General features: G+C 38.4%; 10 protein-coding genes. 5 read left to right on the forward strand and 5 right to left on the reverse strand.

Features of this window, described 5'->3' with window-relative positions; genetic code table 11:
• Window position 1: 1 nt before the first annotated feature.
• From I5776_RS04165 to I5776_RS04180, 4 genes are all read left to right on the forward strand, one after another.
• Window positions 2-1,468 (forward strand): aldehyde dehydrogenase family protein, encoded by a 1,467-nt coding sequence (locus I5776_RS04165; protein ID WP_246483985.1) that lies wholly within the window; start codon window positions 2-4, stop codon window positions 1,466-1,468.
• 20 nt (window positions 1,469-1,488) lie between these two features.
• Window positions 1,489-2,745 carry an MFS transporter gene (locus tag I5776_RS04170; protein ID WP_202779110.1) on the forward strand — a complete coding sequence of 419 codons (1,257 nt, stop codon included), beginning with the start codon at window positions 1,489-1,491 and terminating at the stop codon, window positions 2,743-2,745.
• 384 nt (window positions 2,746-3,129) lie between these two features.
• Entirely contained in the window at window positions 3,130-4,725 is a 1,596-nt protein-coding gene (locus tag I5776_RS04175) for an amidohydrolase (protein ID WP_202779111.1), read from the forward strand.
• Window positions 4,726-4,800: 75 nt separating this feature from the next.
• A complete protein-coding gene (locus tag I5776_RS04180) occupies window positions 4,801-6,072 on the forward strand; it encodes a dicarboxylate/amino acid:cation symporter (RefSeq protein WP_202779112.1) in 1,272 nt (423 codons plus the stop codon).
• A gap of 471 nt (window positions 6,073-6,543) precedes the next feature.
• Here I5776_RS04180 and I5776_RS04185 read toward each other — a convergent pair whose 3' ends face one another.
• The 3 genes from I5776_RS04185 to I5776_RS04195 form a co-directional block, all read right to left on the reverse strand.
• Window positions 6,544-7,206, reverse strand: a complete 663-nt coding sequence (locus tag I5776_RS04185) for an MgtC/SapB family protein (RefSeq protein WP_202779113.1) — start codon at window positions 7,204-7,206, stop codon at window positions 6,544-6,546.
• A gap of 158 nt (window positions 7,207-7,364) precedes the next feature.
• Complete coding sequence (locus I5776_RS04190; protein ID WP_246483912.1) at window positions 7,365-7,868, reverse strand: MerR family transcriptional regulator; 504 nt, start codon at window positions 7,866-7,868, stop codon at window positions 7,365-7,367.
• 206 nt (window positions 7,869-8,074) lie between these two features.
• Entirely contained in the window at window positions 8,075-8,968 is an 894-nt protein-coding gene (locus I5776_RS04195; RefSeq protein WP_202779114.1) for a protein phosphatase 2C domain-containing protein, read from the reverse strand.
• Window positions 8,969-9,320: 352 nt separating this feature from the next.
• On the opposite strand from I5776_RS04195, the gene I5776_RS04200 reads away from it, so the two are divergent.
• Complete coding sequence (locus tag I5776_RS04200) at window positions 9,321-10,157, forward strand: GNAT family N-acetyltransferase (protein WP_202779115.1); 837 nt, start codon at window positions 9,321-9,323, stop codon at window positions 10,155-10,157.
• Between the two features lie 127 nt (window positions 10,158-10,284).
• Here I5776_RS04200 and I5776_RS04205 read toward each other — a convergent pair whose 3' ends face one another.
• Together I5776_RS04205 and I5776_RS04210 are read right to left on the reverse strand one after the other, a co-directional pair.
• The gene (locus I5776_RS04205) at window positions 10,285-11,457 is read right to left on the reverse strand and encodes an aminotransferase (RefSeq protein ID WP_246483913.1); all 1,173 of its coding nucleotides are present in this window, start codon (window positions 11,455-11,457) and stop codon (window positions 10,285-10,287) included.
• Entirely contained in the window at window positions 11,454-11,954 is a 501-nt protein-coding gene (locus I5776_RS04210; protein WP_202780677.1) for an Lrp/AsnC family transcriptional regulator, read from the reverse strand. The genes I5776_RS04205 and I5776_RS04210 overlap by 4 nt, the downstream gene beginning before the upstream one ends.
• Window positions 11,955-12,000: the final 46 nt, after the last annotated feature.

The raw sequence follows: 12,000 nt of genomic DNA on the forward strand, positions 1-12,000 counted from the left end.
AATGAATGAAATAAGAGTGTTTCAAAATGTAATCAATGGCAAACTTGTTTCAAGTTCTTCAACAAAAACAATTGAGAGTATTGATCCATCCACAGGAAAATGCTGGGCGACTATACCGAATAGTACGAAGGAAGATGCTAAACTAGCGATCGATGCGGCACGAAAGGCTTTTCCCACCTGGGCTGCGCTTTCCGCTATGGAACGTAGTGAATACTTAAGGAAAGTTGGGGATGTCCTCTCCAAACATGGAGAGGAATTGGCTGAATTAGAAACGAGGGATAATGGTTGGGTTATTCGTGAGACAATCTATGGTCTCATCCCTAGTTTAACGAGTATTTGGTATGATGCAGCTAGTCGGGCTGCTGAAGGGGGAAGAGGTGAGACGGTTCAGCTTGGTGCATCTGCAGTTGGATACACTTTACGTGAACCATATGGAGTAGTAGTTGGGATCACACCTTGGAATGCCCCTTTATTTACATTCACAGTAAAAGCAGCATCGGCCCTTGCAGCAGGAAATACGGTCATTATAAAACCTTCTGAGCTGGCATCGGTTTCCTCCTTGCACTATGGTGCGATTATTCAAGAAATCCTGCCACCGGGAGTTGTAAATGTTATTACTGGTTTTGGAGCAGAAGTGGGGGAACTGTTAGTAAGCCACCCTAATGTAAACAAAGTTAGTTTAACAGGTTCGGGGGCAACCGCACGTGCCATCGCAAAGTCAACCGCAACTAACCCTAAACCATTTATATTTGAACTAGGTGGCAAATCACCGAATATTATTTTTGAAGATGCTAACCTTGACAAGGCAGCTTTCGGTGTCACATTAAATGGGATTTTTACCGGAAATGCGGGACAAATTTGTGTGGGCGGATCAAGGATTTTGATTCAAAGATCCATTTACGACGAAATGATAGCAAAAATGAAAAAAGTGATTGAGGAACAAATGAAATTTGGAGACCCAATGAATCCTGAAAGTGCAATGGGCCCGATCGCGACCCTTGCACAATTTGAAAAGGTTTGCTCCTATATAGAATTGGCGAAGAAAGAGGGAGGAGAAATTATCCTAGGTGGCCGTTATGGTTCAAAATGTCTTCAACCGAATGACTCTCATTTGGAAAATGGGTATTGGGTGGAGCCTACATTAATTCGAGTGGATGATCACTCCCTTCGAGTATGCCAAGAGGAGATATTCGGTCCAGTTGCGGTCGTAATGCCGTTTGATACGGAAGAAGAAGCCCTCTCCATTGCTAATGATACTGAATATGGATTAGGGGCAGGAATATGGACGAACAATCTGGACCGTGCCCATCGCCTTACCCGGCAATTAGAATCAGGAAATGTATGGGTGAACACGTACCGTCGTGTTGGTCCAGAATTACCATTCGGAGGTCAAAAAGGAAGTGGTTTCGGAACTGATTCGGTCCTAGAATACACACGTGAGAAAACCTGTTATATAGAAATTGGATAGTTTTCTATGATAGATAGATTATGAATCGATTGGGGGAGTCGATCATTACTCAAACGAAGGTTTTTTACGGTTGGTATGTGGTGATGAGTGGATTTGTCATTATGTTTGCAGCTTTTTCAATTATTAATGCTCTCCACAGTTTATTTCTTGTCCCTGTTACGGAAGATCTTGGAATGAGCCGTACGACATTTTCTCTTGCGCTTTCCATTACTGGTCTTGGAGTTGCAGGTGCCTCACCCTTTATGGGGAGGTTTCTTGTTAAAAGCAATATGAAACTTATCATGTCGGTTTGCGTGATAGTAGCAGGACTTGGATTTGCTTCGTTTTCACTTGCAAATTCTGCACTATATTTCTGTGTTGTCGGCTTTTTAATAGGAATATGTGTTGCAGGCTTTTCCAATATTCCTATTTCCATCATGATCACTAATTGGTTTTATGAAAAAAAAGGAATGGCAATGGGGATTGCATTTGCAGGATCAGGGGTGGGCGCTGCAGCACTTAGTCCATTATTATCGTCCTTTATCGAGCAATTTGGCTGGCGGATATCTTATGTCATTGCCGGGGGATTAGTCATCGTTATCACCCTTCCATTCGTTTTATTGTTTACGAAGAAAAGTCCGATTGAAAAAGGGGTAATTGCTCTCGGATCCAACAATCAAGTAACAACGGTACAATTGCATGAAGAGGAAAGTGGAATGACAGTAGGAGAAGCTAAGACATCCGCTAAATTTTGGTTGTTTATCATAGGAATTGTTTGCTTTGCTCTTGTGGCCGGAGGAGTACAGATGCATATTCCTGCATATTTAGTTGACATCGGGCACCCGGTTCTTTTTGCTGGAACGATTTTTGGTCTATTATCGTTAACGAACACAGTTGGAAAGCTAATTCTCGGTGTAGTACTTGATAAATTTAGAACGGTAGGTGGAGCGATTTATGTAGGAATATGTATGACCATAGCTATGCTTGCTCTTCTCTCAGCTACAACGCAAAGTCTAGCATTTGTATTTGCTATCGCCTATGGATTAAGCATTTCCATCGCTACCCTTGGACCGCCATTCATGACCGATGACCTTTTTGGCAAAAAGAACTTTGGGCAACTATTTGGTATTGTTCAAGTATTCTTCGTCGCAACAAGTTCACTCGGAGTCATCGTATCCGGGTTCATCTATGATGTAACAAACAGCTACCGATTCGCCTGGATCTTCTTTATGTGCTTATTTATCCTTGGAATGGCATGTGTACTCATCGCCACCTCCATCAAAAAAAATCATCCCTAAGCACTAACATAAGTGCCTGACACCAATTATTCATTTTAGTGAATAATTATTGCAGAAATTGCATAAATGGTACCTGACACTGTGTGAAGCTTTGAATATTAATTTTTTAATTGGGTGGTTGAGCTTGGTGAGTTACGAAGCTGTTATCGCACTTTTATATATGTATTGATTGATGATGGGAGATAACCAGTTGGTTAATCTCCCACTTTTTATGGATTGGAATTATGGTGGAATGAACGGGGAGGCACATATTACTTTCCTTAATTTAAAGAAGTGAAAAATTTTAAGATAATTTTGAATTATGAAAGGGAAAAAATTCTTCTAAAGCGAATAGTCTTTAAATAGATGGAAATCAATTAGTAATTTTGGAAGGAGAGATGTAAAATGGTGAAAATTTATACGAATGGTTCTATCCATACCTTCGATAAAATGTATCCAATCGTTCAGTCTGTTGTCGTTGACAATGGGAGATTTATTGATATGGGGACAACGGAAGATATGCTCCTACAATGGGGAAGACAGGATGCACTAGTTATCGATTTACAAGGAAAAACAGCAACACCCGGATTGATTGAAAGTCATGTCCATATCGGTGGAGTGGCCTTGAACTTTCTGAATTTGGATGTGACGGGGGTCACCTCCAAAAAAGCAATGTTAGCGAAAATCAAAGAAAGAGCAAACATCCTTAAACCAGGTGAATGGCTTATTGGACGTGGCTGGGATGAACATCTATTTACAGACTCGACAATCCCAACGCTTAAGGAGCTGGATCATGTCGCCCCTCATTGTCCGCTTTTTATCCCGAGAATTTGCGGACATGCTGCCCTTGTAAATAGTAAAGCGCTAGAAGTATGCCAGTATCACCCTTCCATAACAGTACCTGAAGGTGGAACAATCGTTAAAGATAATAGTGGGCAGCCAACCGGGTTGCTTTTAGAATCGGCTACAGATCTTTTTACAAAATATATCCCCGAAAAATCGTATCCCGAATTAAAAAATGCCGTACGTCAAGCCGTCCAATTTGCGATGGAAAAAGGATTAACGAGCGCCCATACAAATGATCCAACTTTCTTGAATGGATTGTATCAAACATATCAAATTTATGATGAATTAATTAATCAAGAAAAGTTGGGACTAAGATGTAATTTATTAATTGATTATATGTATATGAACGATCTGAGAGAAAGCGGGATGTATGCAGGGTATGGTAATGAACATTTGCAAATCGGGGCGATTAAAATTTTTGCAGATGGAGCATTAGGACGCAGAACCGCTCTTTTATCCAGTCCCTACCACGATGATCCAACAACAGTAGGCGATGCTATGATGGACCAGGAGACATTGTATTCGATTGTTCACGATGCAAGAATGCTTTCGATGCCAATCGCTGTTCATACGATTGGTGACCAAGCACTTGAAAATGTGTTAGACATATTGGATCAATTCCCAGCAGTCGCCTATCGTGACCGATTGATTCATGTGCAAGTCCTTCGTGACGAGCTTATTTCACGACTTGTATCACCAAGTAGAATAGTAGACATTCAACCAAGATTTATCGTTGGTGATTTCCCATGGGTTCAAAATAGATTAGGAGAATCACGGATTAAAAGATCTTATGCATGGAAAACTCTATTATCTGCAGGGGTGATATGTGCAGGTGGCTCCGATGCGCCAGTTGAACCGATTGATCCACTGCTAGGAATACATGCTGCAGTGACACGTAAAGCACCCGGCCAAGAACATAATGGTTGGAACCCATCCGAAAAATTAACAATGGAGGAGGCAATCAAACTTTTTACGATAGGTGGGGCATTTGCGACGAACGAAGAGCATGTAAAAGGAACGATATCTAGAGGGAAGTTCGCTGATATGACGGTTTACTCTACGAATATTTTCGAGCTTGAACATCCTGATGAATTACTGACGACAAAAATTGAAAAGACCATTATTGGTGGAGAAGTGACTTATGAATCAAAATAGGAAACATATTTTTATCAAAAAATGTAAGCGTTTAAATTTCCGCAAAATCAATTAAATTTAAGGGGGAATTTCAAATTGGCTATTTGGAGATGGTATGCACGTAAATCTTTTATTTTAAAAATTACAGTTGGATTCCTATTAGGAATTATTATTGGCGCTATTTTTGGATCTTCCGCAGACGTGTTATCACCATTTGGAGATTTATTTCTCAGACTTCTTAAAATGATTGTCGTTCCTTTAATTTTTCTTACATTGATTGTTTCCGTCAATAATTCAAGTCCGAAAGAATTAGGGCGAATTGGCGGCAAAATATTTCCTTATTATCTTATTTCCACAGGAATTGCTGTAGGGATTGGTTTAGTTATTGCAAAGCTAATCAACCCTGGTCTTGGACTTCAAATGCCGAAAAACACAACGATGGAGGTACCAGAGGCACCATCGATTATTGATATTATTCTTCAAATTGTTCCGTCAAATATTATTGATTCCATGGCAAAGGGTGAAATTTTAAGTATTGTCTTCGTCGCGCTTATTATCGGATTCTCCATTTCATTTATTCGTCATTCAAATGACCCGAAAATGAAGGAATGGGGAAACTTGCTATTAAAGTTTACTGAGGCAGGCAGTGAAGTAACATTTCGTATCTTAAATGGGATATTACAATATGCACCAATTGGGGTTCTTGGAATAACAGCGACATCAATTGGAAATCAAGGAATGGATACATTACAATCTCTTGCTAAATATGTAGGTGCCTCCTACCTGGGGGTGGCCATTCAAATGCTGATTGTTTTCCCACTTATTTTATTTTTGTTTAAAGTACCCATTATAAAATTTTTTCTTAATACCCGCGAAGCAATTATGACCGCATTCGTTACTTGCAGTAGTTTAGGCACACTTCCGGTTACGATTAAATGTGCATTAAAGGCGGGAATTAGTGACAGGGTTGCCAATTTCACCTTACCAATCGGAGCAACGGTAAATATGAATGGTTCAGCTATCCATTTTGGAGTAGGGGTTGTGCTTGCTGCTGAAATCGTCGGTTATGATTTAAGCGTTGGGGCAATTATTGGAATCATCTTAACCGGAACTTTAGCAGCAGTTGGAACCGCAGGTGTACCCGGTGCGGGATTAATTGGGATGTCCATCGTCTTCACTCAAGCAGGGCTTCCGATTGAAATTGTCGGACTTACAGCCGGAGTAAACGTCATTACCGACATGGTCTTTACGATGTGCAATGTGACAGGTGATATAGTAGGAGCCGCGATTGTTGATAAAAATGAAAAAAGGGAAATCGGACATACCGGTTATTTGGATAAGGAGAATCGTTCTACGGCCGATGTGTAGGTTTAACTGTGAAAAGGAAAAGAGAACCTGTAAATGGAACTGGAATTTACAACCTATAGATAAGTTTATAGATTGTAAAAATGAAGTTCCTAAATAAATAAGTATTTGAATTGAGGAAAGGGCAGATTGGAGTGGAAAGTAATTTTAATCTGATAGAAAGGAACGAATTAGACTCATTCTATTAGTTGTAATTATTTTTGCATTATTTTAACTGAAGAATATAAGTCAAAAGCGTTCAGAAAACTCTGAGCGTTTTTATTTGCTGTTTAAATTGCTAATGTAGGACTTCATCGCATAATTAGAGAATTACAAATGAACCGAATGAACGAGTCATTCGGTTCAAAAAGTTACTACACATGGTAAGAATAATTTCTACTATCTCCAAAAAATAAGTACTTCTAAGTTATTCCCGGTTTAAGTTAATTATTAAATGGAAAAATCGAATGGAAGGAGAATAGAGTTTCAACGTATTCAATGGATTTTGATCTTATCAATCTCCTGTAAGGCTTGGAGTGATTTTATTGTTTCATTATCCTTCCCCGCCTTATTTGCTTTTAGTTGAAAATCAATAATATAGAATGTTTGATTCTCATTGGCTTTCAATTTTACTTGATACGATACCACTACAAGTTGTAGGGAGGAAAAAATATCAAGGATTGTTGGAATGATTGTATCAGAACGAGAATGGATAGATATTTGTTGGTATTTCGCAAATACGGGTTGAAATAATCGATTCAATGCTTCCAAACCTAACAAAACAAGTATCGTTCCACAAATACTCACAATGTACATCCCTGAACCAATGGCCAGTCCAATGCCTGCTGTTGACCATAGTCCGGCAGCGGTAGTTAAACCGCGTATTGATTGACGTTGGACTAGAATTGTTCCTGCTCCTAGAAAACCAACACCGCTAATGACACTTGCAGCTATTCTGCTCGGATCAAGCTTGATTGAATTGTTCACCACATCATAAAATGCATATTTAGATACGATCATGGCAAGGGCACTTCCTACGGCTACCAAAAAATGTGTACGTAATCCTGCCTCCTTAAAACGTTTTTCACGTTCAAAACCAACGACTGCTCCTAAAATACCGGCTAATACTAATCTTGCGATAAGTTCAAGTTCTACCATAAAAATCTCTCCTGGCTATCTTCATTCTTTATCATTAACAATATTATTTCGAGTATATGAATATGTATTGTTCTTTCTTATTTACCCTTCGTTTATGTATAGTATTCTTAACTAAAAGCAAAAAAAAGAACACCCTAGGTGCTAAAAGCCAAACAACATCATGAAAATATTTCTCTTTTTTCCTTTTCTTTTTCATGGATTTGATTAAGTTTAGTGAGCTTGTCAGTGGCCTTCGTTTGATTGGCTTCTGATAATTTTTTTTCTAAAAGCTCAATCCGCTTATTGAGAAGAATCACCTGATTTTCTAATTCCTCCAGTTCTCTTCGATGGGAGAGAAGTTGATATGAAACAACATTATCTGCTTTTTCGTTTACTCTTCTATCTAGGTCATTTACCTTTTCGATTATCGTTTCCATTTCTGGTTTTTTTATTGTATGGACTGCTTTTCCTTTTCGCGCCTTTTTTGCAGGGAGGACTACATCATGAAGAAGGATTCCTTTTTGAACCTGTACTTGAATTTGTTTCAACATAGAAATTTCTTCTTCAGTAAAATCAAAATGCCCTAGATCATTGCGACTCATATCGAGGTCAAGCTGCTTAATCCAGCGTTGAATCGTACTTTTCGAAACACCTAATAAATTGGCAACATTTGTCGTATTCAAAGCCAATCCCTCCTTTACCCTCAATATTCGATGCTGCTACTCCGAAATCCTCCGGCTATGACAAAACAAGAAAAACTTCGGCAAAAAAAGTGAAAGTTCTACCTTTCTCGATAAAACCTCCATCAAAATGCATAAATGGTACCTGGCACCATTTATGCATTTTTTTAAATAAATATTCGTGATTTTGAGTATTTGGTGCCTGGCACCTATTTGAAGGTGAGGAGGATGCCTGTTTTGTCGTCGTGTTTTTTTAGGCGGGGGTATTGGATGCAGGCGGGGTCTTCTTTTTCGATTTGGCTAATTTGTTTATATAGCTCGTTGATTCCGTGATTAAAGGCGATGGCGGCACTTTGTTCCCAGCCATTTTTTTGTGTTCCAGTATCCTGTTGGTGGGTGTGCATTTTCAATCCATCGGTAAGGAGGAGAATGTGTTTAATATTGATAAGAGGGATAACCCCATATTCCATAAATTTTAATCCTTCTTCACTCCCATCGATAATCCCATAGCCTTCGTAAGTATTTAATTTGTTTCGATTTTCTAATAGGAATGTTTTTATTTTATTCTTCTTTTCCTGTAAAAGGGATAAACTCTCCATTTCTGGTAGTTGATTTAAATCGATTCCCTTTTCTGCCTGCTCATCAAGTAACATTCGATGGACTATTGTAATTGCCTGTGTATCTAATATATCCACATGATCATGGGTAACGATACGGATGGAATGATCTTTATATTGTAAAATAATCATACAATCACCATAAGATACGTACTCGAAATATTGACTATCGTTTAATTGAATTGCTGCCAGACTGCAAGTGCTTCTTTCATGCTTAGGAAGGTTTGCAAGCGAAAGGTTCATTAATTCTTCCGTTTTCAGACGCAATTTTTTATTTCCTTCCCGCACTTTCTCACGTAGAGAGTGCTCGGAGATATTTTCCAAACTTTGTTTAATTATATTCGAAGCAACATCACCAGAAAGACCACCAAAACCTGTTGCCCCATCAATTGCAGCGAAAATACGATTTTCCCGATTAATAACGCATGCATCTTCATTTTGACTGTGAGAGCCATTTTTATGAATAAAATCGATTGAATGGATCATTTGGACCCTCCTTTTCGTTTGTATTATGATATTCAAAAACTAAAAAATGAAACTGCCTGTTTGCATAGAGGGATAAAAACTCAAGCTGTAAAAAAGCCACCAATATTTTATCAAACTATTAGGCAAACAGACTAAGTCTTAAATAAATCGAACTTACTGTAATATATGGTGATAAAGGCTAACAATTAATTGAAGAAAAATCATCATTTGAACGAGGCAGGATAATCCTAAAGGTTTATCGAAGAAATGAAGAAGGATAGTTGTAAAGGGGGAAATTTGTAACGAATCAACCACACGCATTTCTGTTTTTATCTTTTATTTATAGACTATAAAAACAGAAGGAGAAATTATTATGTATGAATTACAAAGAAACGAGTATTCAAAAATTAGGCATTTAATAAAAGATATTCCGACCAATCCCGTTATTAATGGGGTGATAGATGGTCATAATAGAGGCCGTATCTATGTAGATGAACATCAAATTCCATCTGCAGCAATGTTGTGGGCAAAGAATGAAATGTTTTATTTGATTGGAAATCCTAACAATAAAGCATTCAATTCCTCGGTAGAAAAGCTAATTATTAATAAGATTAAGACGGAAGCTATATCAATTGGTGATGATTGCTTTAATCTTGAGCTGTATCCTTATAAGGGATGGGAGCCAATGATCAACTTCATATTTACTAATAAGCTTTGCATAGGTGAGAGAGTGCCATTCGAGTTTGATTACAACGAATATGTAAGAAAAACTGTTGATTTGAATTTGACAGTACCTGAACATTATCAGATTGAAAAAATTGATCGGAAGCTGATCAAAATGGATGGTGAAGGCATTATCGAGCAAGAGGTGTTAAAATTTTGGGAAACGATTGATACATTTCTTGAAAAAGGGATAGGCACAGCAGTAATTAATGAAGGGAAAATTATTGGAACATGCCTTTCAGTTTTTGTTAGTGGGACTGATTTTGAAATAGGGATTAACACCTATCAAACGGAGCATAGGGGAAAGGGACTTGCTACAGCAATGGCCAATCGTTTTATCCAAATCTGTATAGAACGCGGCGGAACCCCCTATTGGAAAACCGAAAACTTTCGAAAAGATTCAATTGCAATTGCTAATAAACTAGGGTTTAGACAACTAAACAATTATTACGTGTTTTACCTCCCATTTCATCAATTTCATGCATAAGCTGTAATAACAAACTACATTCTTAAAGATTACTACCATTTTCAAAAAGCACCAAAAAAAGTACCTGGCACCATTTATTCAAAAACGCGCATAATTATGCCGAAAAATGAATAAATGGTGCCTGGCACTATTTGAGGAAGTTTTTAATGCGGGTGATGGCTTCTTGGAGTTGGTCGATGCTGGTTGCGTAGCTGCATCGGATGTATCCTTCACCACTTGCGCCGAAGACGGACCCTGGGACGACGGCGACTTGTTGTTCAATCAAAAGTTTTTCGGCAAATTCTTCGCTAGATAAGCCGGTAGATGTAATATTCGGAAATACATAGAATGCTCCACCGGGTACATGACATGGGAGACCGATTTCGTTTAACTCTTCAACCATATAGTTTCTTCGACTATGATAGCTCCGTATCATTTTTTTCATTTCTGTATGACCATTTTTTAATGCCTCGATGGCAGCGAACTGAGACATGGTAGGTGCACACATGATGGCGTACTGATGAATTTTTAACATTGCTTGTAAAATTTCATTTGGGCCACAAACGAATCCTAATCGCCAGCCGGTCATGGCAAACGCTTTTGAAAATCCATTCATTACAATGGTTCGATCCCGCATTTTCGGCAAGGAAGCAATGCTCGTATATGGCTCATCATAAGAAAGCTCCGCATAAATTTCATCAGAAAATACGAGCAGATTATGCTTCAAAGCTACAGATGCGATTCCTTCTAGCTCCTGCTTATTTAGGACCGTCCCTGTCGGATTATTAGGTGAACAAATAATAATTCCCTTTGTTTTTTCAGTAATTACTTCCTCGATTTGTTCCGGTTGAATTTTGAAATCATATTCAGGTAATGCCCGAACGGTCACTGCCTTTCCACCGGCAAGTTCAACGATTGGAACATAGGATACAAAGCATGGTTCCACAACAATAATTTCTTCACCCGGATTTAACGTAGCTCTTAATGCAATATCAAGTGCTTCAGAAGCACCAACCGTTACGATAATCTCATTCTCTGATGAGTAATGAACAGAAAAGCGCTGCTCCATATAAGCGGAAATTTCTTGACGCAATTCAAGCAAACCGGCATTAGGCGAATAGGCAGTAAAACCTTCCTCCAATGATAGAATACTCGCTTCACGATAATTCCAAGGTGTGACAAAATCAGGCTCTCCCACACCTAATGAAATAACATTTTCCATTTGTGAGGCGAGGTCGAAGAAACGTCGAATTCCAGATGGTTTAATCATTTTGACATTTTCAGATAAAAAATGGGACGGATTCATTAATTCAGATTTCATGGTTGTATAATCATCCTTCGATCTTTTTCATTTTCACCAAGTATAACACCATCGTGCTTAAACTTTTTTAAAATAAAATGTGTTGAAGTGGAAAGCACAGATTCAATAGTCGCTAGTTTATCTGAGACAAAACTTGCAACCTCTAGCATCGTTTTCCCTTCTACCTCGACAGACAGGTCGAATGCGCCACTCATTAAATAGACAGACTTAACTTGTGGAAAACGATAAATACGTTCGGCAACATCATCAAATCCAACGCCTCGCTTAGGCGTCACCTTAACATCAATCATCGCAGTCACCATTTCTTGCTCCGTCAATTTTGACCAATTAATTACGGAAATATAACTCGCAATAATATTCCTTTTTTCCAAATCCTTAATAATGTCGGTCACTTCAGCTTCCGATAAATTCACCATTTTTGCTAATGTATTTAAAGGGATTCGTGCATTATCTTCAATAATTTCTAAAATTCTTATGACTTTTTCATCCAAAGTGATTAATCCTCTCTATGTATTTAATATTCAAGCTAAAAAAAGCTATCGC

Source organism: Heyndrickxia vini (assembly GCF_016772275.1).
In the GTDB taxonomy this organism is placed as follows: Bacteria; Bacillota; Bacilli; order Bacillales; family Bacillaceae_C; genus Heyndrickxia; species Heyndrickxia vini.